Below are 22,891 nucleotides of genomic sequence, written 5' to 3' on the forward strand. Positions count from 1 at the left end.
TCTAATTTCATTTAGAATCAGCCGGTTATGTTTATTGAGAGAAAGAATGCGGAGGTAATGCGGTCGTCGACGGGGAAACAAGCGGCGTCCGAAGCCCCGCAAGGCAGTGCCGACAGGCCAAATCGGCGAAATCAGGCGGGTTTTACAACTGCCAATATAAGATAGTGTCCAAGTCGGATAAACAACTCCTATGAAAGAATCGATTGGAGATTCGGCGTTTGAAACTGTATTTATGAAAGAATCGAGCAGTGATAATGCCTCGGATTGCCTCGAATCGGGGTTATCGGTCCTCCTGGTCGACGACCAGCCGTTCGTCGGCGAGGTGATCCGTCGCGCGTTGCGCAGCGAGCACGACATCGACCTGCACGTGTGCACCGACGCACATCGGGCGATGGCGGTCGCGCGCGACGTGAAGCCGACGGTCATCCTGCAGGATCTCGTGATGCCGGAGATCGACGGCCTCGATCTCGTGCGCGCGTGGCGCGCGGACGCCGGCACCGCACGCGTGCCGATCATCGTGCTGTCCGCGAAGGAGGAGCCGATCGTCAAGCGCGAGGCGTTCATCGCCGGCGCGAACGACTATCTGGTGAAGCTGCCCGACGCGATGGAGCTGACCGCGCGCATCCGCTATCACTCGAATTCGTACCTGATGTCGCGGCAGCGCGACGAGGCGCTCGATTTCCTGTCGCACGACATGCGCTCGCCGCAGACGTCGATCCTCGCGCTGCTCGACGTCTACCGGGCCGAACACGGCGACATGCCGGCGATCATGGAGCGCATCGCCGGCCACGCGCGGCGCGCGCTCGCGCTCGCCGACGGCTTCATCCACCTGACCCGCGCGCAGTCCGAGCGCCGCGCGCCCGAGGTCGTGAGTCTCAACGAGATCGTGCTCGACGCCGTCGACCAGCTGTGGGAGAAGGCGGCCGGGCTCGGCTGCCGGGTGATCGCGCACGTGCCCGATACCGAGTGCGTGACGATGGGCGACCGCATGATGCTGACGCGCGCGGTCGCGAACCTGATCGACAACGGGCTGAAGTACGGCCCGACCGGGATGGACGTACATTGCACGCTGAGCGGCGACGACGGCGCCTGGCTGATCGGCGTCGAGGATGCCGGCGCCGGCATCGCGCCGGAACAGCGCACGGCCGCGACCGAGTCGTTCGTGCAGCTCGAATCCGCGCACGGCGCGGCGCGCAGCGGTTTCGGCCTCGGCCTCGCGTTCGTCCGCGCGACGGCGGCGCGGCATCGCGGCCAGATCCTGATGCGCAATACGGCGCGCGGCTTCATGGTCGCGCTTCGGCTGCCGGCGCAAGCGGAGCGGTGATGTCGCGGCGCGGCCTGCCGGCGCCGCGCCGCCCGCGAGACCCCGATGCGCTCGTGGCGCGCCACCCGGCGCGCAGGCGGGCGCGGATTTTTTCAACGCTGAATTTAGAAAGCCCATAACGAACATGGCCACCGTGACGCCCCGCACGACCAATGAAAGCCTGCATCCGACGATCGGCGCTGCCCGGCTGACGCTCGGCAATCGCATCCTGCTCAGCTTCGGCGTGCTGTTCGTGCTGATGCTGGTGACAGCCGGCGTGTCGTACGAGCGACTGCGCGCGATCAACGCCGAAGCCGTCAGCATCGAGCGCGACTCGCTGCCCGGCGTCTACCTCGCGTCGACGCTGCGCGGCTCGGTCAACGAATCGTTCACGCTGCTGCAGCAGGCGACCTTCGTCGATACCGAACCCGAAACCGTGCAGCGCGATCTCGCCAGGATCCCCGACGTGCTGAAGGACATCGAGTCGCTGTCGGTGGACTACCAGAACACGACGTTCCGCGACGACGACCGGCAGCGCTTCGCGGCGTTCCGCGGCGCCTACGATCACTACGTGCCGCTGCTGAACGAAGCGATGCGGAAGAGCCGAGCGTCGCGAGACGACGCGGTCGCCGCCTACGCGAAGGTGCTGCCCGCGTGGACCGAGGTCGTGCGCAACGCGAACGTGCTGGTGCAGGAGAACCGCAAGTTCGCCGAGCAATCCGCGAAGCTGATCCGCGAATCGGTGCAGGACACCGAGATCGTGCTCGCGACCGCGCTGGCGTTCGTGCTGCTGTCCGCGCTCGGGCTCGGCTACGGGCTGTACCGTTCGGTCACCGTACCGATGGCGCGGCTCGTCGAGGTGCACGACGTGATGCGCACCGGCAACCTGACGCGTCGCCTCGATCTGCGTCGTCGCGACGAATTCGGCACGCTCGAGACGGGCTTCAACCGGATGGCCGACGAGTTGACCGAGCTGGTCTCGCGCGCGCAGCAGTCGTCGATGCAGGTGACGACGTCGGTGGCCGAGATCGCCGCGACGTCGCGCGAGCAGCAGGCCACCGCGAACGAGACCGCGGCGACGACGACCGAGATCGGCGCGACCTCGCGCGAGATCTTCGCGACGTCGCGCGACCTGCTGCGCACGATGAACGAGGTGGCCGGCGTGGCCGAGCAGTCGGCGACGCTCGCGGGCGTGAGCCAGAGCGGGCTCACGCGGATGGGCGAGACGATGCGCAGCGTGATGGATGCGGCCGGCTCGGTGAACGCGAAGCTCGCGATCCTCAACGAGAAGGCGCTGAACATCAACCAGGTGGTCGCGACGATCACCAAGGTGGCCGACCAGACCAACCTGCTGTCGCTGAACGCGGCGATCGAGGCCGAGAAGGCCGGCGAATACGGCCGCGGCTTCGCGGTCGTCGCGACCGAGATCCGCCGCCTGGCCGACCAGACGGCGGTGGCGACCTACGACATCGAGCAGACGGTGAAGGAGATCCAGTCGGCCGTGTCGGCGGGCGTGATGGGGATGGACAAGTTCTCCGAGGAAGTGCGCCGCGGGATGCTCGACGTGCAGCAGGTCGGCGGGCAGCTGTCGCAGATCATCGCCGAGGTGCAGACGCTCGCGCCGCGCTTCCAGATGGTCAACGAAGGGATGCAGACGCAGGCGAACGGCGCCGAGCAGATCACGCAAGCGCTGTCGCAGCTGTCGGAAGCCGCGCAGCAGACGGCCGAGTCGCTGCGCCAGTCGTCGCAGGCGATCGACGACCTGACGCTCGTCGCGAACCAGTTGCGCACCAGCGTGTCGCGCTTCAAGGTCGACGCGTGACGCGCGCCGATCCGCAGCACGGCGCTCACGCGCTGTTCCTGATGTTCGAGCTCGACGGCGAGCGTTATGCGCTCGACGCGGCCGGCATCGAAGAGGTGCTGCCGCTCGCCGTCACGAAGGCGGTGCCCGGCGCGCCTGACTGGATCGCCGGGCTGCTGATGCGCGGCGGCCAGCCGGTGCCGGTGATCGACGTGCCGATGCTGGCGCTCGGGCGGCGCGCGCAGGCGCTGCGCTCGACGCGGCTCGTGATGGTCCGCCATCGCGCCGGTCACGCCGGTGGCGAGCGCACGATCGGCCTGATCGTCGAGCGTGCGACGCAGACGATGCGGATCGACCGCGCGGCGTTCCGCGCCAGCGGCGTCTCCACCGCGCGCACGCGCTGGCTCGGGCAAGTCGCGAACACGCCCGACGGCGTCGTGCAGCAGATCTCCGTGTCCGACCTGATCGACGACGTTGCCCGCCTGTATCTGTTCGACGGCCTGTCGGGCCACGGGGAGGAATCCGCATGAACGCGTCCGAATCGCGATTTCGCGGCTGGCTGCTGCGCGAGACCGGCATCGACCCCGATTCGCTCGGCAACGATTTCCTGATGCGGGCGCTGACGGATCGCGTGCATGCGGTGCAGGCGGACGGCGAGCGCGTGCCGTCGGCCGCGCGGCCGACCGTGACGCCGGAAGCGCTCGACGCGTACTGGCAGCACCTCAACGCGTCGGCTGACGAACGGCGCGCGCTGATCGAGCTGTTCGTCGTCCCGGAGACGTGGTTCTTCCGCGACCGCGAAGCCTTCGCCACGCTCGCGCGGCAGGCCGCCGAACGGCTCGCCGCGATGCCGGGCCGCGTGATCCGCGTGCTGAGCGCGCCGTGCTCGACGGGCGAGGAGCCGTATTCGGCGGCGATGGCATTGCTGGATGCGGGGCTCGAGCCGGCCAGCTTCGCGATCGACGCGATCGACCTGAGCGCGCGCGCGATCGAGCAGGCGCGGCTCGGCTGTTACGGACGCAATGCGTTTCGCGGAACGGCGACGGAGTTTCGTACGCGGTATTTCACGCCGACCCGCGACGGCTGGCTCCTCGACGAGCGCGTGCGCGCGTGCGTGCAGTTCAGTCACGCGAACCTCGTCGAACCGGTTGCCGACAACGGCATCCGCTACGACTTCGTGTTCTGCCGCAACGTGCTGATCTATTTCGACCGCGATGCGCAGGATCGCGTGATCCGCTCGCTCGACGCGCGTCTCGCCGACGACGGCATGCTGTTCGTCGGGCCGGCGGAGACGGGCGTCGCGATGCGGCACGGGATGCGCTCGGCGCGCGTGCCGCTGGCGTTCGCGTTTCATCGCGAGTCGGCCGGCGCGGCGGCGGCCGATGCATGCGCGGTCCGGCCGGTTGCGCCGCTGTCCGCGGCGGCGCCGTACCGGCGCGCGGAGCGCGTCACGGTCGCACCGCTCGCCGCACTGCACCCGGCGGCGGCCGTGGAGCCGCCCGCCTGGCTCGGCGACGGGCGTCAGCCGTTCGCGGCGGCGCCGGCCGTGCCGATGGCCGCAATCGACGCACGGGCCGAGCTTGCCGTGGCAACCGCCGTGGCGGCCGCGCCGGCCTACGACGGCATCGCCCCGACGATCGACGACGCGCCGACGCTGGAGGATGCGCCGACGCTGGAGGATGCCCAGGCCCTCGCGAACGCGGGTGCGTTCGACGAGGCCGAGCGCGTGCTCGCGCAGTTCTCGGCGCGCGTCGGCCCGCATGCCGACGCGTTCTACCTGAACGGACTGATCGCGGATGCGCGTGGGCGCGCCGCGGAGGCGAGCGACTTCTACCGGAAGGCGTTGTACCTGCGCCCCACGCATCACGAGGCGCTGACGCATCTTGCGACGCTGCTCGACGTCGGCGGCGATCGTGCGGGCGCGCAATGGCTGCTCGAACGCGCCCGGCGTTCGGCCGGCTGACACGACGACGGGAATGGGACCGACACCGCGATGACCAGAGGAATTCATGAACCGCGCCGCCGCTGCCACTGACGACGCGACGCTCGACGTCGACGATTGCTGGAACCGGATCGGCACGCGCGGCGACCGCTCGTGCGAGCGGCTGAACGACTGCCTGCGCTGCCTGAACTGCCCGGTCTACGCCGGTCACGCGGCGAAGCTGCTCGAGCGTCCGCTCGACGTCGCCGAGATGACGGACGTCACGCGCCGAATGAGCGCGTTCGGCACCGCGCATGCGCGCGACGACGACGGCGATACGCGCCATGCGGCGCTCGCGTTCCGGGTGGCCGACGAATGGCTCGCGCTGCCGATCGGCGTGCTGCGCGAGATCGCCGGCACGCGCCCGATCCATTCCCTGCCGCATCGCCGCCATTCGGCCGTGCGCGGGGTGGTCAACATCCGCGGCACGCTGCGCATCGCGATCTCGATCGGTGCGCTGCTCGGCCTGGATGCCGGCAAGACCGGCAGCGGCAGTGGCGACGACGGCCGTTTCACGCGGCTGCTGGTGGCCGCGCACCAGGGCGAACCGGTCGTGTTTCCGGTCGACGAGGTCGAGGGCGTGCTGCGCTTCGGCGCCTCCGACTGGGTGCCGGTGCCTGCCACGGTCGGGCGCGCGAGCGCCGGCCTGTCGCGCGGCGTGCTGTCGTGGCGCGGCAAGTCGGTAGGGCTGCTCGACGACGATCGTCTGTTCGACGCCGTGACACGGAGCATGCGATGAGCGGCGATGACGACCTGAGCCACCTGTCGCTGCTCGAGCTGTATCGCGAGGAGACGCGCACGCAGACCCAGGCGCTGTCGGAGCGGCTGCTCGCGCTCGAATCGGGCGAGCCCGATTCCGTCGCGCTCGAAGCGTGCATGCGCGCCGCGCATTCGCTGAAGGGCGCCGCGCGCATCGTCGGCGTGCCGCTCGGCGTCGAGATCGCCGGGCGGATGGAGGAATGCTTCGTCGCCGCGCAGGCCGGCACGATCGCGCTGACTGCCACGCACGTCGACGTGCTGCTGGCCGGCGTCGATTTGCTGGTGCGCGTCGGCGATCCGCAGGGGCAGCCCGTGTCCCAGACCGAGATCGACGGGTTCGCGGCGGCGCTGACGGGCGCCGACGGCGCGCAAACGATGCAGGCGCCGGCCGCCGTGCCGCCGCCGGTGCCGCCGTCGTTGGTGCCGTATCGCGAACACGACGGCGCCGCGAACGAGCCGGTCGGGGCGAGTGCCGCGATGCCGCCGCTCGCCGTGTCGGGCACGGCGCCCGATCCGGTCCAGGCCGGCCGCGTCGCGGGCGCCGGTGCGATGCGCCGCGTGCGCGCCGATACGCTGAACCGGTTGTTGAGCCTGTCCGGCGAATCGCTGGTCGAATCGCGCTGGCTCAAGCCGTTCGCCGAATCGATGCTGCGCGTGAAGCGCGCGCAGCGCGACGCGGCCCGTTCGCTCGACCTGATGTACGAGCAGTACGCCGACGATCTCGACGCCGGCATGCTCGCGTCGATGAACGAAGTGCGGCACATGCTCAACGACCTGCAGCGCTCGCTCGCCGAGCGCATGGACGAATTCGACCGCTTCGAGCGGCGCAGCACGCATATCGCCGAGCAACTGTACGACGAGGCGCTGCAATGCCGGATGCGGCCGTTCGGCGACGCGACGCGCGCCTATCCGCGCATCGTCCGCGATCTCGCGCGCTCGCTCGGCAAGCAGGTGCGTTTCTCGATCGTCGGCGAAGGCACGCAAGTCGATCGCGACATCCTCGATCTGCTCGACGCGCCGCTCGGTCACCTGTTGCGCAACGCGATCGACCACGGCGTCGATTCGCCCGACGCGCGTCAAGCGCGCGGCAAGCCGGCCGAGGCGAGCGTCACGCTCGAGGCGCGCCACAGCGCGGGCTCGCTGCTCGTCAGCGTGATCGACGACGGGCCGGGCGTCGACATGGATGCGCTACGCGCGGCCGTCGTGCGCCAACGCCTGACCGACGACGAGACGGCCGCGCGGTTGTCCGATCCCGAACTGCTCGAATTCCTGCTGCTGCCGGGTTTCTCGATGCGCGATGCGGTGACCGACGTATCGGGGCGCGGCGTCGGCCTCGACGCGGTGCAGGAGATGGTGCGCGGCGTGCGCGGCGCGGTGCGGATCTTCAACGAGCCGGGCGCCGGCATGCGCTTCGTGCTGCAGTTGCCGCTCACGCTGTCGGTGATCCGCAGCCTGCTCGTCGAGGTCGGCGGCGAGCCGTATGCGTTCCCGCTCGCGCACGTCCGACGCACGCTCGAACTCGAGCACGACGACATCGACGTGCTCGAAGGACAGCCGCATTTTCCGTTCGACGGCCGGCGCGCGGGCCTCGTCGCCGCGCACCAGTTGCTCGACGCGGGCGAGCCCGACGTCGCGCGCGCCACCACCGCGGTCGTGGTCGTCGGCGGCGAACCCGAGCTGTACGGCGTCGCGGTCGACCGCTTCCTCGGCGAACGGATGCTCGTGGTGCAGCCGCTCGACAGCCGCCTGAACAAGATCCAGAACATCGCGGCCGGCGCGTTGCTCGAGAACGGCGACCCGGTGCTGATCGTCGACGTCGAGGACCTGATCCGCTCGGTCGACAAGCTCGTGCGCGGCGGCCAGCTCGCGCGGCTCACGCGCGATCCGCAGCTCGCGCTCGCCGACCGGCGTCGCCGCGTGCTCGTCGTCGACGATTCGCTGACGGTGCGCGAGCTCGAACGCAAGCTGCTGGAAAAGCGCGGCTACGACGTGACGGTCGCGGTCGACGGGATGGAAGGGTGGAACGCGGTGCGCAGCGATGCGTTCGATCTCGTCGTGACCGACGTCGACATGCCGCGCATGGACGGCATCGAACTCGTCACGCTGATCAAGAGCGACCCGATGCTCAAGCGCGTGCCGGTGATGATCGTGTCGTACAAGGATCGCGACGAGGATCGCCGGCGCGGGCTCGATGCCGGCGCCGATTACTATCTCGCGAAGAGCAGCTTCCACGACGAGGCGCTGCTCGATGCCGTGCACGACCTGATCGGGGACGCGCACCGATGAACATCGGCATCGTCAACGATCTGCCGCTGGCCGTGGAGGCGCTGCGCCGCGTGATCGCGCTGCGCGCGGACCATCGCGTGCTGTGGGTGGCGACCGATGGCGACGAGGCCGTGGATTTCTGCGTCGCGCATCCGCCCGACGTCGTGCTGATGGATCTCGTGATGCCGAAGGTCGACGGCGTCGCCGCGACGCGCCGCATCATGGCGCGCGCGCCGTGCGCGATCCTGATCGTGACGGCGAGCGTCAGCGCGAACACGTCGTCGGTGTACGAAGCGATGGGCGCCGGCGCGCTCGACGCGGTCGACACGCCGACGCTCGCGCTCGGGCTGTCGACCGATGCGTCGCCGCAGGCGCTGCTCGCGAAGATCGACCAGATCGGCCGGCTGCTCGAAAGCCGCACCGCGGCGCTCGTGCCGCCGGGGCCGGCGCCGGCGCGCGGACAGCCGACGCTCGTCGCGATCGGTGCGTCGGCGGGCGGGCCGACCGCGCTCACCGCGCTGTTGCGCGCGCTGCCGGCCGACTTTCCGGCCGCGATCGTGATCGTCCAGCACGTCGACCAGGCATTCGCGTACGGCATGGCCGAATGGCTCGACGGCTATACGCGGCTGCCGGTGCGCGTCGCGCGACAGGGCAGCGTGCCGGAAGCGGGCGAGGTGCTGCTCGCGGCGACCAACGACCATCTGATGCTGTCGCCGCGCGGCGTGCTCGGCTATACGCGGCATCCGGCCGAAACGCCGTACCGGCCGTCGATCGACGTGTTCTTCAACAGCGTCGCGGACGGCTGGCAGGGCGATGCGCTGGGCGTGCTGCTGACGGGCATGGGACGCGACGGCGCGCTCGGCCTGAAGGCGATGCGCGCGAAGGGCTGCTATACGATCGCGCAGGACGAAGCGACCAGCGCCGTGTACGGGATGCCGAAGGCGGCCGCGGCGATCGGCGCGGCGTCGGCGATCCTGCCGCTCGAACAGATCGCGCCGCAGTTGATCGCGCGGATCGCGCTCGCGCCGCGCGACTGACGGCGCACCGGCCACGCGCCGTCGTTTCGCGGCGCGCCGGCGTCTGCATTGCGTGCTTGGCGCGGCGTCGCGTACAATCGCGGCCTGCGGAGATGGCATGCCTCCCTGCGGTCGTTCGCGGCGCGTGGCGCGCGCGGTGCGGCCCTCAACCGCCGGTTTGCCCGGCTGATGATGCCTGCGTGTTCCTGGGTCGTCAGGAGGTCGCAGGCCGTCCATCCGGCGTTCTGCCGCCCAGGTTTCGATGTTCCGTCGAATCTGGAAATCATGTTTTTCACGACTTCTGCCGATCTTTTCGCGACCGTGCGCTATGTGTGCCGCTGGCTCGCGCTTTCCGCGCTGCTCGGCACGCTGGCCGGTACGGCTTCCGCCGTGTTCCTGATCGCGCTCGACTGGGCGACCGGCACGCGCGTCGCGCATCCGTGGCTGCTGTGGGGGCTGCCGGCCGCCGGTTTCGCCACCGGCTGGATCTACCATCGCTTCGGCCAGTCGGTCGCGCGCGGCAACAACCTGCTGATCGACGAGATTCACGACCCGAAGGCGCTCGTGCCGAAGCGGATGGCGCCGCTCGTGCTCGTCGCGACCGTCGTCACGCACCTGTTCGGCGGGTCGGCCGGCCGCGAGGGCACGGCCGTGCAGATGGGCGGCGCGCTCGCCGATCGCGTCACGCACCTGTTTCGTCTCGATCGCGAGCATCGCCGCGTGCTGCTGATGGGCGGCATCGCGGCCGGCTTCGCGTCGGTGTTCGGCACGCCGCTCGCAGGCGCCGTGTTCGGGCTAGAGGTGCTCGCGATCGGGCGCGTGCGATACGACGCGCTGCTGGCCTGCGTCGCGTCGGCGATCGTCGCGGACGCCGTGTGCCGTGCGTGGGGCGTCCATCATACGGCCTATGCGATTCCGTTCGTGCCGGCCGTATCGGCGACGGGGCTGGCCGTGACGGTCGTCGCGGGCATCGCGTTCGGCGTGGTCGGACGGCTGTTCGCGTTTGCGACGCATGCGCTGACCGCGTGGTTTCGCCGCGCGATCCGCCATGCGCCGCTGCAGCCGTTGCTCGGCGGCCTGCTGGTCGCCGTGGCCGCGACCGTGCTGAACGTGCCGCAGTATCTCGGCCTCGGCATCCCGACGATCGAGGCCGCGTTTCACGGCCCGCTGCCGCTTTACGATTTCGCGGGCAAGTTCGCGTTCACCGTCGTCACGCTTGCGTCGGGATTCAAGGGCGGCGAGGTGACGCCGCTGTTCTACATCGGCGCGACGCTCGGCAATGCGCTCGGCCAGGTGCTGGCGCTGCCGGTGCCGGTGCTCGCGGGGCTCGGCTTCGTCGCGGTGTTCGCGGGCGCGGCGAACACGCCGATCGCGTCGACGATCATGGCGATCGAATTGTTCGGCGCGGATATCGGCGTCTATGCGATCGTCGCCTGTGTCGTCGCGTATCTGTTTTCCGGGCACGCGGGGATTTATCGCGCGCAGCGCGTGGCGGTGGGGAAGGGGGCGCGGGTGGAGGTGGAGTGAGGCGGGGGCCGCGGTCGATGTCGTTCGATCGCGGCGGTGCGATGCGATACCCGGGACGCTGAAAAGAGAGGCATCCAATGACGTCGGACGATTTTCTGAACGAAGCGAAGCGGCTTGCGAGGCCGTGCCGTCAGTACCGCTTCGCGGACGACGGCGAACCCGTCACCGGCTACTGGCATGGAATTGATGCCGGCGCGTTGTGCATTTCCGTCGAGCGCGACGGCGTCTGGCTGAACGTATATCTCGACGATGGCGGCACGTCAGGCCGCGTGGAGACTTCCACGCAACCTGTCCGCTCCGCCCGCCCGCTGTGCCGATCCGACGCGATGTCGCTTCCATCGGTCGACGCGGTGTTCCGCTTCGGCTCCGCCGCGATCGGCGCGTACCTCGACGCACTCGGCTGGCAGCGCGACTGGGGATTCAACGGTAACTTCAAGGGCGCGGCCGCGCACGACTACGAGCGCGAATGGATGGCGCAATGCCCGCTCTATACAGGCGGCGTGGTGGCCGTCGCGGGCGGATGGAACATGCCGTGGCCCGACGACGGGGACGAGTGGATCGATCTCGATCTCGTCCTCTGGACGTTCGAGGAATCGGAACCGTGGATCGAGGTGTTTTCCGACGGCAGCCGCTACTCGGTGATCCAGCGGATCACCTAGCTCACGTGTCGCTGCGATCACCGTGCACCAACACCGCCTTGGCGCCCTCGGCCGATTCGTACTGCATCGCCTCTTCGATTTGATCGAGGCGAAACATGTCGCCGATTTTCGTTCTGAACAACGGATTGTCAATCACCTGTTCCAGGTTGCCGAGCGCGCGGACAAGGTTGTCGGGTTCCTTCACCGTGCGGCTGTCGAAATTGCTGAACCGCTTCATCGTCAGATTTTTTGACATGAATAGGACGGAAGGAATCACGACCGGCGACGCAGCGCCCAGAAAGCCGTACACGTAGACCGTCGGGTTCGGCGGCAGCACCGGCAACACGTGACTGAGCAATTCGCCGCCGACGCCGTCAAAAACGGCTGTCGCGTTCAGTTCCGCCGCGAGCGAAGCAAGCTCGCGCTCGAATCCTTCTCGCGTGACGATCACGTGCTCAACGCCGGCTGCGCGCAACGTGTCGCGCGCGGCGTCGCCACGAAGCAGAAAGATCGCTTGCAGTTGTCTGTCGCGCACGAGCGCCGCGATCCCACGGCCCGTTGCCGAATTGCCAGCCGTCACGATGACACCCTTGTGCCCGTCCCTTTCGGCTTCGTCGAGAAATGCGTAAGCCATCATCGCGTTCACGAGCGAGCCGCAATAATCTCGCGCACAAACGTGCTCGGGCAAAATCAGGCACGTGCTGTAGGGCACGTGTGCGCGCTCGGACCACAAGCCGACGCTGCGCGGGCTTCGAGCCAGCGAGCGATAAATCGCCACCTGTTTGCCGAGGTATTTTTGCGGCACACCGTCGCCGACGGAGACGACTCTTCCGGCACCGGATGCGCCCCAGACAGCGTGTTCGCTCAACGGCAACGCAAGACCCGCCGCTGCCGGCCTTGTGAGGAACGTCTTGTCGCCGTGGTTGATGGCTGACGCATCCATGTCGATCAACACATGCTCGGGTGCGGCGTCGAGTGGCGTGGGAATGTCGCGCAGTTCGAGTGCGCGGTCGGGCGTCACACTGAGTGCTTTCATGGTCGGTCGTGTCGGTTGGCTGAACAACCGTGAATCTACGGCGATTTCGATATTGCCGAAACGGCCTGTTCCGACATACCATCAATTCCATTTTGGAATCGCCGGGAAGCCCGCTGATGGATCGTCTGGATGCAATTCGGCTGTTTGTCCGCCTTGTCGAATGCGGCAATTTCTCGGCCGTGGGGCGCGAACATGGAATAGGACAGCCTGCCGTCAGCAAGAAAATCGGTGCGCTCGAAACTCACCTTGGCGCGCAGCTTCTGATGCGCACGTCGCGCAAGGTCATCGTCACCGATGCGGGGCTCGCGTTCTACGAGTCAGCCAAGCAACTCATTGACGATTTTGACGTGCTCGAAGCGTCAGTGGGCGACCGTCAGCGCGCCCCCAAGGGCGTCGTCAGGGTCAACACGGCGCCGGCACACGGACGGCTGTGCATTACCCCGTTGTTGCCGGAATTCTTCAAGCGCTACCCGGACGTAAGCGTCGAATTATCGGTTTCCGAGCGGCTGGTCGATCTGGTTGGCAATGGCGTCGATCTTGGCATCCGGCACGGGCAGTTGATGGATTCGTCACTCACCGCCAAAAAACTGACCGACGCGGATTTCCTGCTCGTCGCCAGTTCGGACTACGTTGCCGCACGTGGCGAGCCACAGCGACTTTCCGACCTCGATCGGCACGCGTGCGTGGTATTTTCGAAAGATCGCGAGCCGAAACCGTGGGCGTTCAAGGTCAAAAAGGAAACCGTCTCCTACGTGCCGCACGGCTCGCTGATGACGGGCGACGCCGAACACATCCGGGCGTCCGTTCTATGCGGCCTTGGCATTGCGCAAGCGCCGTCCTGGTTGTTCGAGGAAGACATTCGATCCGGCAAGGTTCGCGTCCTGCTGCCGCAGTTGCAGCCTGAACGCTTCCCCATCCATCTCGTGTACCCCGCAGGCCGACGCCTTCCGATGCGGGTGCGGGTGCTCGTCGAATTTCTGGTTGCGGCCTTCAAGAACGGCAAGCCTTGACCGGTCGGAGCGCCACGGACGAATAAGCCTGCGTACCCACGCGACATACCGTGGCACGCAGGTCATCGACCTTTACTGCTTCGGCAGCCGCGCGACGTTGCGCGCCAGCAGTTCCTCGATGTCGATGCCTTTTTCCGCCAGCAGCGCGGTGACGACGCCGTTCAATTCGCCGAGCGTTTCCTTGACCGATTCCCGGATCGTATCGACGACGACCTGGGTGCTGCGCTCGATCTCGATGTTGACCTTGTCGTTGACGCCCTTCGCATCGAACGTGGTCGCGCGGCGCGTTTCGGGAATCAGCCAGACGTCGAACCAGCCTTCGTCGCGATCGACGTCCGACACGGTGAGGCTGCAGCCGTTGATCGCGATGTAGCCCTTCGCGAACACATAGCGCTTGAATTCGGCCGGCACGCCGATGCGGATCATCCGGTTGTGCTCGGACGATGCGATGTGCGCGATGGTCCCCGTGAAATCGACATGGCCGGACAGCGGATGCCCGCCGATCTCCGCGCCGTCCTTCGCGGCCCGCTCGACGTTGACGCGCGCGCCGGTCGAGAGGTCGGCCAGCGTCGTGATCCGCAGGCTCGGCAACATCACGTCGAAGTCGATCAGCTCCGGCGAATGGATGGTCGTCACCGTCAGGCAGACGCCGTCGACCGACACGCTCGCGCCGATCTCGATATCGTCGGTGAACCGCTCGGGGAATGCGATGCTGAAGGTCCTCAGCTCGCCGTGATCCTTGATGGCGTCGATGGTGCCGACGCCCTGAACAATGCCTGTAAACATGGTCTGCCTTTCGTCGCGAATTGCCTGGCCGACATGATAAGTGATCCGGGCGGCGGACACGCCGCGGCGCGCGGTCCGGCACCGCCGAGCCAGCGCCGCGGACACGAAAAAAGGCCGTGCGCATGGCACGGCCTCGATCCGGAACCGATTGCCGCCGCGTGGCCCCGGCGGCGATGACCGCGCCGCCGGGCCAGGTCGCGACGCGCCTGCATCAAACCTCCGCCGGCTCTCCCAGCGGCCCGGCATTGCGATCCGCCGTGCGTCGCGGCGAATCGGCGAGCCCCTTCGCCAGCTCCAGCGCCTGCCGCTCGAACAGCCGGCGATAGATGCCGCCGTCGATGCGGATCAGCGCGTCGTGGTTGCCTTCCTCGATCACCTTGCCGCGATCGAGCACCAGCAGCCGGTCGAGCGCGCGCACGGTCGACAGCCGGTGCGCGACGACGAGCGTCGTGCGGCCGACCATCAGCCGCTCCATCGCCTGCTGGATCAGCAGCTCGCTTTCGCTGTCGAGGCTCGACGTCGCTTCGTCGAGGATCAGGATCGGCGCATCCGCGAGGAACGCGCGCGCGATCGCGACGCGCTGGCGCTCGCCGCCCGACAGCTTGATCCCGCGTTCGCCGACGAGCGTGTCATAGCCGTCCGGCAGCGCGGCGATGAAGTCGTGCGCGCTGGCCAGGCGCGCGGCGCGCTCGATGTCGGCGCGGCTCGCGTCGGGGCGCGCATACGCGATGTTCTCCGCGAGCGTGCGGTGGAACAGCACGGGCTCCTGCTGGACGATCGCGATCTGGCTGCGCAGCGAATCCTGCCGCACCTGCGCGATGTCCTGGCCGTCGATCGTGATGCGGCCGCCCGATACGTCGTACAGGCGCTGGATCAGCTTGATGAACGTCGTCTTGCCCGATCCCGAATGGCCGACGAGGCCCACGCGTTCGCCGGGCGCGATCCGCATCGAGAAATCGTCGTACAGCGGCACCGGATGGTTGCCGTAGCGGAACGTCACGTGCTCGAAGCGGATTTCGCCTTGCCCGATCCGGATGGCCGGCGCGCCGGGGCGATCGTCGATGCCGAGCGGCTGGCGTTCGAGCGCGACGAGTTCTTCCATGTCGTTCACCGAGCGCTGCAGGTTGCGGATATGCATGCCGACGTCGCGCAGGTAACCCTGCAGCATGAAGAACATCGTCAGCGCGAACGCGATGTCGCCGACGCTCGCCTCGTCGTTCATCCACAGCCGCAGGGCGACGCCGATCATCGCGGCCTGCATCGCGACGAGCATCGCGCCCTGCAACCCGCCGTTGAACGTGCCGCGCACCCACGTGCGGCGCGTGCGCTGCCGCCACTTGCCGATCACGCGTGCGAGCCGCGCTTCCTCGCGCGTTTCCGCGCCGAACGCCTTGACCACCGCGTTGCAGCTCACCGCATCGGCGAGCGCGCCGCCCATGCGCGTGTCCCACAGGTTGCCGAGCCGGGCGGCAGGCGCGACGATGCCGAGCGACACCGCGACCGTCACCGCGATGTACAGCAGCGAACCCGCGCCGACGACGAGCCCCATCACGGGCCAGTGCGTGCCGAGCAGCACGGTCGCGCCGACCAGCATCGCGACCGACGGCAGCAGCGCGATCAGCACGGTGTCGTTGAGCAGGTCGAGCGCCCAGATGCCGCGCGTGATCTTGCGCACGGTCGAGCCCGCGAAGCTGTTCGCGTGCCAGTCGGTCGAGAAGCGCTGCACGCGGTGGAACGACGCGGCGGCGATCTCGCTCATCATCTTCAGCGTGAGCGTGATGATGTTCAGGTAGACGCCCTGGCGCAGCACCGTCGCGCCGATGCCGAGCGCGGCGAGCGTGGCGAACGCGACGAGGGCCGAATGCCACGCGGCGGCGCGGTCGGTCAGGCCGCTCGACAGCGCGTCGACGAGGCGGCCGGCGAACAGCGGCGTGAGGACGTCGGCGAGCGCGGCGAGCAGCGCGAGGCTCGCGACCGCGGCGATGCGCGCCGGCTGCTTGCGCCAGTAACGGAGGGTGAAGCCGAAGACGGCCTGGAATGCATGGCCGCCCAGATGGGAGGTTTTTCTGGTCATTTATCGTTGCCCGGCGCGTCGCGCGACGGGACTTTCCGGTTCGGAGAACGTCGAAAACGCAACAGCCGGGCCGCGCGAAACACGCGGGCGGAACGAAACGGGCTGTCGGGAAAAGCGCGGCTGACGGGTCAGCGGAAAACTCGGGAGCCGGCGCGGACGGCGGGCTGGATCAACTGCGCCGTGAGACCACGTTCGGGAAGGTTGCTGGCATTCGGAACATCTGCACCTCCCTGAAGTGAACGGTTGAAAGGACGCCGAAAAGACGTGCAGCGATTTTATCAGGAGTGTCGCGCGCGCCGCAACGTCTGACGAATGCGGCGTTGCAGCGTCGATACGGTTAGTATTCAGGGTTTTGGCCCCTTTCCGCGTACGTTGCGCGATGGCGGGCACGGGCCGCGGCGGACGCATCGATTACACTTCGGCGTCCGCGGCGCGCGACGACGCGCGCCCGCCCGGATCCACTCCGAACCCTTCCCGAGGAAACGATGAGCGACGTTCAGCAAGGCATCCTGGCTCCGATCGATACGGCAGCGCGATACCTCACTTTCACGATGTCGAATGACGGCAATATCGCCGCGGCGCTGGCCGCGCTGCGCGAGATCGTCGACGGACGCGACACGGTCGTCGGCTTCGGGCACGCGCTGGCTGCCTATCTCGGACATCCGGTGCCGGGCCTGACCGACTATCCGGCGTTCGCGGTGAACGACCGCACGCTGCCGGCGACGCCGGCCGACGTGTGGGTCTGGCTGCGCTCGGACGATCGCGGCGAGATCGTGCTGCGCGCGCGGGCGATCGAACGCGCGCTCGCACCGGCGTTCGCGCTGCAGGACGCCGTCGACGGCTTCCGCTATTCGAACGATCGCGACCTGTCCGGCTACGAGGACGGCACCGAGAACCCGGAAGGCGACGACGCGATCGCCGCGGCGATCGTGACGGGGCAGGGCGCGGGGCTCGACGGTTCGAGCTTCGTCGCGGTGCAGCAGTGGGTGCACGATTTCGACCAGATGGAGCGCATTCCGTCGGGCGAGATGGATGACATCATCGGGCGTCGCCGTTCGGACAACGAGGAACTCGACGACGCGCCCGAATTCGCGCACGTGAAGCGCACCGCGCAAGAGAGCTTCGAGCCCGAGGCGTTCATGCTGCGCCGTTCGTCGCCGTGGTCGGACACGCGCCGCGCGGGTCTCTATTTCGTCGCGTTCGGCTGCTCGTTCCGCGCGTTCGACGTGCAGATGCGCCGGATGAGCGGCGCGGAAGACGGGATCGTCGACGGCCTGTTCCGCTTCACGCGGCCGCTGACGGGCGCGTATTTCTGGTGCCCGCCGATGAAGGACGGCAAGCTGGACCTGTCCGCGCTCGGACTGTAAGCGCCGGGCGGGATCGACGAACGGGCGGGTCGCGCCGGGTGCGCGGCCCGCCCGTTTCGTTTTTCGCGCGGCAGACCGTATGGCCTGCCGCGTGCGTCAGTTCAACGTCGTGTCGATCCGCGTGCCGCGCTTGATGAACTGCGTGACCGGCGTCTTCTCGCAGATTTCCGCGAGACGCTGGCGTTGCGCGTCGTCGAGCGGACCGTCGAGCGTCACGACGCGGCGCACGTACTGTACGCCGTCGCGATCGGCATGCAGCTCGGTGCGCACCGTGATGCGCGCGGCCGGCCACGTCTTGCGCTGCATGTACATGCGCAGCGTCGCGGCCGTGCATTGCGCGAGCCCGGCCAGCACGAACTCGTATGGCGCCGGCCCGCGATCCCGGCCGCCTTCGCGCGGCGCTTCGTCGCCGGTCAGCGCATGCGTGCCGGCCTGCAGCTGGACGACGTAGTCGGGCGCGTCGGCATCGAGGACGGCGTCGGCGTGGATGAGGGACATGGCAAATCTCCGGTAGCGGATCGAGGAAAGAGGGCGCCGTGTAGCGGCGCGCAGCCGCCAGCATACCGTCGCGCTCGCGTGGGCGCGTGTCGCGCCGCTACGTGTCGGCGATACCGGCGCTGCTGCGCACGAGCGCGGCGATGCGTTCGCGCACCCACCGATGCGCGCGGTCGGTGTCGCGCGATTCGTGCCAGTACGCGAGCAGCGGGAACGGCTTGAGCCGCAGCGGCAGCGGCCGCACGGCGATCGGCAGCAGCGCGGCCATGCGTCGCGCATAGGTGTGCGGCAGCGTGACGAGCAGATGGCCGGCCGCGGCGATCTGGCAGGCGGCGAAATAGTGCTGGCAGGTGAGCCGGATGTCGCGCAAGCGCCCGTCGTTGCCGAGCAGGACGTCGAGCGATTGCGGCGCGCCGAGCGACGACACGGCGATATGCTGCGCCGCGAAATAGTCGCCGCGTCGCAGCGGGTCGCGCGCCAGCGGATGATCGCGGCGCATCGCGACGACGAGCGAATCGTCGAGCAGGTGTTCGGTGGCGATGCGCGCGCCGGTCGGCACGCGGCGATCAACGACGAGATCGAGGTTGCCCGACGCCAGTTCGCGTTCGATGTCGGGCACCGCGATGCGGCGGCTGACGAGCCGCAGGCCCGGCGCTTCGTCGGCGAACGCGGCGACGATGCGCGGCAATGCGATGGATTCGAGCACGTCGCGAATGCCGACCGCGATGCTCAGGTCGAGCGTCGCGGGATCGAAGGCGGACGGATCGCGCGCGGTGCCTTGCAGGCCCTTCAGGTGCCGCTGCACGTCCGCGATGATCGACCGCGTGCGCTCGGTCGGCACGACGCGATTGCCCTGGCGCACGAACAGCGGATCGTCGAAATGCGCGCGCAGCCGGTTGAGCGCATGCGTGACGGCCGGCTGCGTCAGATGCAGCGCGCGGGCGGCCGCGCCGATGCCGCCATGCACGTAGACGGCGTCGAGCACGCGAAACAGGTTCAGGTCGAGACGGTGATCGGCGGGCACGGAGCGCGGGCGGCGTGGTGAAGGACGGATCGATTCTAAAGGATGCGCAGGCAACGGATGCGCGGCTCGGCATACGCGCCGATCGTGCGCGTTCGATGCGTGTCGACGCCGTTCGCGCCGATACGCGAGCGGCCGCTCGACCGCTGCGCGACGCCATCGAACACGCACGTCGTCACGCATGACGGCCGCGATGGTCGGCCGCATCGTATGCGCGATTCCGTGCCGGCTTACCGGCGGCGCACGGCAGCCTGTAGTAATCCGCCATCATGCTGTCCCCGTCGGCCATTTAGCGCCAAAGGCACTACCCGTTCGGCTAAGATGCCGTCGCTTCATATTTCGGGATAGCCGTCCTGTCGCACGCATTCAAACCAAATATAAGCCTGACAGTTCGACGGTATTAGAAGAAGTCGAACAAGTCGGGGGCTTGGCCAGTGAATGCAGCAGATCAGCGGTGGGTCGTTATCTATTTGAGTACGGGGTTTTCGTTGGCCCAGGCCGCGCGTCTCGGCGAAGCCTTCAACCTGGCGAATCGCCTGCATGGGTACGGCGCGGATTATCAGCTCAAGTACGTATCCGAAAGCGGGGGACTGTTGCAGTCGTCGTCCGGCGTGAGAATCGCGGCCGAGCCGCTCGGCGACGAACACAGCCGCCGTGCGCTCGCGTTCTTTCATCTTCATGGCGACCGGGCGGCCGTCAATTGGGACGACGCATTGCAACGGCGCCTGACCGACATTCGCCGGCATGCGCGCTGGATCGTCGACGCGATGGATCTGCCCGCGCTCGCCGCGACGCGGCGGCCGTCGTCGTCGATCGACGGGCGGCCGGGCCGGGCGGGGCGCCGGGCCGCCACGACGATCGAATCGCGGGTCGGCGAAACTGACGTGTTTGCCGCCGCGCTCGACATGTTCCGCGCCGACCTCGGCGACAGCGCCGCGCAGGAGATCGCCAGCAACATGATGCGGCCGGTCGAGCAGCGCTATGTGCAGTCGATGTGGGCGTTCCGCGAACTGAGCGCGAGCCCGTCGATCCGGATGTCCGCGCAGCGGCTGCGCGCGCAGAGCGTGAACCGCGTCTCGATCGCGAACGCCGCGCAGGCGGCCGCGATGAGCGAGCGCAATTTCCTGCGGCGCTTCAAGAAGGAAATCGGCGTGACGCCGACCGAGTTCGTCCAGCACGTGCGGCTCGAACGTGCGTGCCACATGCTGATCCATACGACGCTGCCGGCCGACAAGGTCGCGCGGCGCACCGGGTTCGGCAGCGGCGAGCGGCTCGCGAAGCTGTTTCGCCAACGCCTGTTGATGTCGCCGACCGAATTCCGCGTCGCCGAGCGGGAAAAAATCCTCGCGCACGGCGCCGCGTCGCCCGATTCGGACGACGGCCGCGCCGCCGCGTGTTGCGACGGCGACGGGGCGGGTTGCGACGCGTGCGCGGCCGAGCGCGGGAAAACGGGCCGGATACCCGTAGAATCGTCGTGTCGCGATCTCGATTCCCGGTTTCCATGCCCTTTCTCCCCACTACCGCCACCGCCCCTTTCTGCCCGTCGGAAGTAAAGGGCAGCATCACGATCGACGCCGCCGCGCCGCGCTGGCGCAAGCTCAGGCGTTTTTTCGGCCCCGGCCTGCTGGTCGCGATCGGCTACATGGATCCCGGCAACTGGGCGACCGATATCCAGGCCGGCTCGCAGTTCGGCTATGCGTTGCTGTGGGTCGTCGCGTTCTCGAGCCTCGCGGCGATCTTCCTGCAGATGCTCGCGGCGCGGCTCGGCCTCGTCGCGGGCAAGGATCTCGCGCAAGCCAGCTACGACCGCTACGGGCGCGTCGGCCGCGTCGTGCAGTGGATCACGGCCGAGGTGTCGATCATCGCGTGCGACATTGCGGAAGTGCTCGGCTGCGCGCTCGCGTTCAAGCTGCTGCTCGGCGTGCCGCTCGCGTGGGGCGTCGTGCTGACCGCGCTCGACACGGTGATCGTGCTCGGCCTGCAGGGCAAGGGATTCCGGCAGATCGAGGCGATCGTGCTCGGGTTGATCGCGACGATGGCGTTCTGCTTCGTCGCGCAGGTGGCGATCACGCCGCCCGACTGGCATGCGGTGGTCGGCGGTCTCGTGCCGGGCGATCCCGGCCACGACCGCAAGGACGCGATCGTGCTCGCGCTCGGCATCGTCGGCGCGACGATCATGCCGCACAACCTGTATCTGCATTCGTCGGTCGTGCAGACGCGGCACGTCGTCGGCGGCGCGCGCGGCGTGATCCGCGACACGCTCGCACTCGTGCGCATCGATACCTGCGTGTCGCTGTTCGTCGCGATGCTCGTCAATGCGGCGATCCTCGTCGTCGCGGGTGCGGCATTTCATGCGACCGGCCAGCACAACGTGACCGACATCGAGCAGGCGTACCGGCTGATCACGCCGATCGCGGGCGGCGCGGCCGCGCTGTTGTTCGGCATCGCGCTGCTCGCGTCGGGGCAGAGCTCGACGCTCACCGGCACGATCGCCGGCCAGGTCATCATGGATGGCTTCCTGCATACGAAGATCCCGTGCTACCAGCGCCGGCTGATCACGCGCGGGCTCGCGCTCGTGCCGGCGCTGATCGGCGTGCTGTGGCTCGGCGACGGCTCGGTCGGGCAACTGCTCGTATGGAGCCAGGTGCTGCTGAGCCTGCAGTTGCCGTTCGCGATGTGGCCGCTGATCCGCTCGGTCAGCGACCGCGGCACGATGGGCGAGCATGCGATCGGCCGCGGGATGCAGGTGGCCGCATGGGCGCTGTTCGCGGTGATCACCGGCACGAACCTGCTGTTGATTACCGGTGTCGCGGGCTGATACAGCCTGTCACAGGCTGACACAGGTGCGCTGCGCGCTTGCGGTAAACTGCGGCCTTTCGATCGTCCCCGAAGTTCGTCATGTGGAGTGAAATCAGCAACATCGGCGATGCCGCGCTGACCTTGCCGATCGCGCTGACCTGCGCGGCATGGCTCGCGCTGACCGACTGGCGTCTCGCCGCCCGCTGGGGCGTGCTGCTGGCCGCCGGCATGGGCGTCGTCGGCGCCACGAAAATCCTCTATGCGGGATGCGGCATCGAGCTGCCGCAATTCGATTTCCGCGTGATCAGCGGTCATACGATGCTGTCGACGTCGGTGTGGACGGTCGCGCTGTCGATGCTGTGGCAGGCGTTCCGGCCGGGCAAGGCGCCCGGCATCGCGGCCGGGCTGGCCGTTGGCGCGGTCACGGCCGTCGCACGCGTGTTCGATCATTCGCACACCGTGCCGGAAGTCGTCGTCGGCTGGATCCTCGGCGCGCTGGTCGCGCTGGTGTTCCTGCGCGGCTACGACGGCGCGCGACAGCGTGCGTTTTCGCCGCGCGTCGCGGCGGTGTGCCTGCTGCTCGTGTCGGGCATCGCGTACGGGCACCGTGCGCCGTTCCAGCGGATGATCGACACGCACTCGCCGCAGCTCTGCGCGTTCGTGCGCGCGCCGTCGGGCGACGGGTTCTGACGGTCGCCGACGGCGGGCGCTCCGGCGCCGCCTGCTTGGCGCGTTCTCGCCGCCTTCTCGCCGCCGGCGTTCGTCCGGCGTTTTCCGGTGCATGGCACGATGCCACGCCGGCTCGTCTTCCCGATTGCATTCTTCTCCGTGCGCAACGCAACGCCCGTCTCCCGTCGATCGACTGGCCGACGCAATCCATCCGAGCGGCCGCACCGGGCGGTTCGCGCACGGGCGCCGGTACGTGCAAGGCATGAACGACGCCTATGACCGGGCATAACGAAGATTCATTTCATCGATCGGCAGCATTCGCGTACGCTGGCTGTCGTTTCATC

Annotated in this window: 19 protein-coding genes and 1 riboswitch; of the genes, 14 read left to right on the plus strand and 5 right to left on the minus strand. The window is 68.3% G+C overall.

Annotated features, from left to right (window positions below):
* Positions 1–190: 190 nt before the first annotated feature.
* The 9 genes from WS54_RS03395 (at position 191) to WS54_RS03440 (ending at position 11,311) form a co-directional block, all read left to right on the plus strand.
* Positions 191–1,324 (plus strand): hybrid sensor histidine kinase/response regulator, encoded by a 1,134-nt coding sequence (locus WS54_RS03395; RefSeq protein ID WP_034205311.1) that lies wholly within the window; start codon positions 191–193, stop codon positions 1,322–1,324.
* Positions 1,325–1,448: 124 nt separating this feature from the next.
* Positions 1,449–3,125 carry a methyl-accepting chemotaxis protein gene (locus tag WS54_RS03405; RefSeq protein ID WP_059784206.1) on the plus strand — a complete coding sequence of 559 codons (1,677 nt, stop codon included), beginning with the start codon at positions 1,449–1,451 and terminating at the stop codon, positions 3,123–3,125.
* Entirely contained in the window at positions 3,122–3,634 is a 513-nt protein-coding gene (locus WS54_RS03410; protein ID WP_059784202.1) for a chemotaxis protein CheW, read from the plus strand. Before WS54_RS03405 ends, WS54_RS03410 begins: the two co-directional genes overlap by 4 nt.
* Entirely contained in the window at positions 3,631–5,067 is a 1,437-nt protein-coding gene (locus WS54_RS03415; protein ID WP_059784200.1) for a CheR family methyltransferase, read from the plus strand. The genes WS54_RS03410 and WS54_RS03415 overlap by 4 nt, the downstream gene beginning before the upstream one ends.
* A gap of 46 nt (positions 5,068–5,113) precedes the next feature.
* Complete coding sequence (locus tag WS54_RS03420) at positions 5,114–5,824, plus strand: chemotaxis protein CheW (protein ID WP_059784197.1); 711 nt, start codon at positions 5,114–5,116, stop codon at positions 5,822–5,824.
* Positions 5,821–8,130 carry a hybrid sensor histidine kinase/response regulator gene (locus tag WS54_RS03425; RefSeq protein WP_059784194.1) on the plus strand — a complete coding sequence of 770 codons (2,310 nt, stop codon included), beginning with the start codon at positions 5,821–5,823 and terminating at the stop codon, positions 8,128–8,130. The genes WS54_RS03420 and WS54_RS03425 overlap by 4 nt, the downstream gene beginning before the upstream one ends.
* Positions 8,127–9,146, plus strand: coding sequence for a chemotaxis response regulator protein-glutamate methylesterase (locus WS54_RS03430; protein ID WP_034205305.1), 1,020 nt, complete (start codon positions 8,127–8,129; stop codon positions 9,144–9,146). The genes WS54_RS03425 and WS54_RS03430 overlap by 4 nt, the downstream gene beginning before the upstream one ends.
* A gap of 79 nt (positions 9,147–9,225) precedes the next feature.
* Positions 9,226–9,331, plus strand: a riboswitch (Fluoride riboswitch).
* Positions 9,332–9,410: 79 nt separating this feature from the next.
* Positions 9,411–10,652 carry a voltage-gated chloride channel family protein gene (locus WS54_RS03435; protein WP_059784191.1) on the plus strand — a complete coding sequence of 414 codons (1,242 nt, stop codon included), beginning with the start codon at positions 9,411–9,413 and terminating at the stop codon, positions 10,650–10,652.
* A gap of 77 nt (positions 10,653–10,729) precedes the next feature.
* Positions 10,730–11,311: a hypothetical protein gene (locus tag WS54_RS03440; RefSeq protein WP_059784187.1), complete on the plus strand. Its 582-nt coding sequence runs from the start codon at positions 10,730–10,732 to the stop codon at positions 11,309–11,311.
* A 1-nt stretch (position 11,312) separates the two neighbouring features.
* Here WS54_RS03440 and WS54_RS03445 read toward each other — a convergent pair whose 3' ends face one another.
* Positions 11,313–12,326 (minus strand): alcohol dehydrogenase catalytic domain-containing protein, encoded by a 1,014-nt coding sequence (locus tag WS54_RS03445; RefSeq protein WP_059784184.1) that lies wholly within the window; start codon positions 12,324–12,326, stop codon positions 11,313–11,315.
* 116 nt (positions 12,327–12,442) lie between these two features.
* Here WS54_RS03445 and WS54_RS03450 point away from each other — a divergent pair, with 116 nt between their 5' ends.
* Complete coding sequence (locus WS54_RS03450; RefSeq protein WP_059784181.1) at positions 12,443–13,336, plus strand: LysR family transcriptional regulator; 894 nt, start codon at positions 12,443–12,445, stop codon at positions 13,334–13,336.
* Positions 13,337–13,408: 72 nt separating this feature from the next.
* Here the strand turns inward: WS54_RS03450 and WS54_RS03455 are convergent, their stop codons facing one another.
* Both WS54_RS03455 and WS54_RS03460 read right to left on the minus strand, forming a co-directional pair.
* A complete protein-coding gene (locus WS54_RS03455) occupies positions 13,409–14,122 on the minus strand; it encodes a riboflavin synthase (RefSeq protein ID WP_059784179.1) in 714 nt (237 codons plus the stop codon).
* 211 nt (positions 14,123–14,333) lie between these two features.
* The gene (locus tag WS54_RS03460; RefSeq protein ID WP_059784176.1) at positions 14,334–16,196 is read right to left on the minus strand and encodes an ABC transporter ATP-binding protein; all 1,863 of its coding nucleotides are present in this window, start codon (positions 16,194–16,196) and stop codon (positions 14,334–14,336) included.
* Positions 16,197–16,681: 485 nt separating this feature from the next.
* Here WS54_RS03460 and WS54_RS03470 point away from each other — a divergent pair, with 485 nt between their 5' ends.
* Positions 16,682–17,563: a Dyp-type peroxidase gene (locus tag WS54_RS03470; protein WP_059784173.1), complete on the plus strand. Its 882-nt coding sequence runs from the start codon at positions 16,682–16,684 to the stop codon at positions 17,561–17,563.
* A gap of 96 nt (positions 17,564–17,659) precedes the next feature.
* On the opposite strand, the gene WS54_RS03475 is transcribed toward WS54_RS03470, so the two are convergent.
* Together WS54_RS03475 and WS54_RS03480 are read right to left on the minus strand one after the other, a co-directional pair.
* Positions 17,660–18,061, minus strand: a complete 402-nt coding sequence (locus WS54_RS03475) for an OsmC family protein (protein WP_059784170.1) — start codon at positions 18,059–18,061, stop codon at positions 17,660–17,662.
* A gap of 97 nt (positions 18,062–18,158) precedes the next feature.
* Positions 18,159–19,082, minus strand: coding sequence for a LysR family transcriptional regulator (locus tag WS54_RS03480; protein ID WP_059784168.1), 924 nt, complete (start codon positions 19,080–19,082; stop codon positions 18,159–18,161).
* 485 nt (positions 19,083–19,567) lie between these two features.
* Between WS54_RS03480 and WS54_RS03485 the strand changes: the two genes are divergently transcribed.
* The 3 genes from WS54_RS03485 (at position 19,568) to WS54_RS03495 (ending at position 22,568) form a co-directional block, all read left to right on the plus strand.
* On the plus strand, positions 19,568–20,632 hold the full coding sequence (locus WS54_RS03485; RefSeq protein ID WP_059784165.1) for a helix-turn-helix domain-containing protein: 1,065 nt from the start codon (positions 19,568–19,570) through the stop codon (positions 20,630–20,632).
* A complete protein-coding gene (locus tag WS54_RS03490) occupies positions 20,581–21,897 on the plus strand; it encodes an Nramp family divalent metal transporter (RefSeq protein ID WP_059784164.1) in 1,317 nt (438 codons plus the stop codon). The genes WS54_RS03485 and WS54_RS03490 overlap by 52 nt, the downstream gene beginning before the upstream one ends.
* Before the next feature lie 80 nt (positions 21,898–21,977).
* Entirely contained in the window at positions 21,978–22,568 is a 591-nt protein-coding gene (locus tag WS54_RS03495) for a phosphatase PAP2 family protein (protein ID WP_034205293.1), read from the plus strand.
* Positions 22,569–22,891: the final 323 nt, after the last annotated feature.

Origin of the sequence: Burkholderia sp. NRF60-BP8 (genome assembly GCF_001522585.2) — a bacterium.
Classification (GTDB): domain Bacteria; phylum Pseudomonadota; class Gammaproteobacteria; order Burkholderiales; family Burkholderiaceae; genus Burkholderia.

Coding starts and splice junctions, on each gene's coding strand:
- WS54_RS03395 (WP_034205311.1), top strand. CDS start 191: ATGAAAGAATCGATTGGAGATTCGGCGTTTGAAACTGTATTTATGAAA.
- WS54_RS03405 (WP_059784206.1), top strand. CDS start 1,449: ATGGCCACCGTGACGCCCCGCACGACCAATGAAAGCCTGCATCCGACG.
- WS54_RS03415 (WP_059784200.1), top strand. CDS start 3,631: ATGAACGCGTCCGAATCGCGATTTCGCGGCTGGCTGCTGCGCGAGACC.
- WS54_RS03420 (WP_059784197.1), top strand. CDS start 5,114: ATGAACCGCGCCGCCGCTGCCACTGACGACGCGACGCTCGACGTCGAC.
- WS54_RS03425 (WP_059784194.1), top strand. CDS start 5,821: ATGAGCGGCGATGACGACCTGAGCCACCTGTCGCTGCTCGAGCTGTAT.
- WS54_RS03430 (WP_034205305.1), top strand. CDS start 8,127: ATGAACATCGGCATCGTCAACGATCTGCCGCTGGCCGTGGAGGCGCTG.
- WS54_RS03435 (WP_059784191.1), top strand. CDS start 9,411: ATGTTTTTCACGACTTCTGCCGATCTTTTCGCGACCGTGCGCTATGTG.
- WS54_RS03440 (WP_059784187.1), top strand. CDS start 10,730: ATGACGTCGGACGATTTTCTGAACGAAGCGAAGCGGCTTGCGAGGCCG.
- WS54_RS03445 (WP_059784184.1), bottom strand. CDS start 12,326: ATGAAAGCACTCAGTGTGACGCCCGACCGCGCACTCGAACTGCGCGAC.
- WS54_RS03450 (WP_059784181.1), top strand. CDS start 12,443: ATGGATCGTCTGGATGCAATTCGGCTGTTTGTCCGCCTTGTCGAATGC.
- WS54_RS03455 (WP_059784179.1), bottom strand. CDS start 14,122: ATGTTTACAGGCATTGTTCAGGGCGTCGGCACCATCGACGCCATCAAG.
- WS54_RS03460 (WP_059784176.1), bottom strand. CDS start 16,196: ATGACCAGAAAAACCTCCCATCTGGGCGGCCATGCATTCCAGGCCGTC.
- WS54_RS03470 (WP_059784173.1), top strand. CDS start 16,682: ATGAGCGACGTTCAGCAAGGCATCCTGGCTCCGATCGATACGGCAGCG.
- WS54_RS03475 (WP_059784170.1), bottom strand. CDS start 18,061: ATGTCCCTCATCCACGCCGACGCCGTCCTCGATGCCGACGCGCCCGAC.
- WS54_RS03490 (WP_059784164.1), top strand. CDS start 20,581: ATGCCCTTTCTCCCCACTACCGCCACCGCCCCTTTCTGCCCGTCGGAA.
- WS54_RS03495 (WP_034205293.1), top strand. CDS start 21,978: ATGTGGAGTGAAATCAGCAACATCGGCGATGCCGCGCTGACCTTGCCG.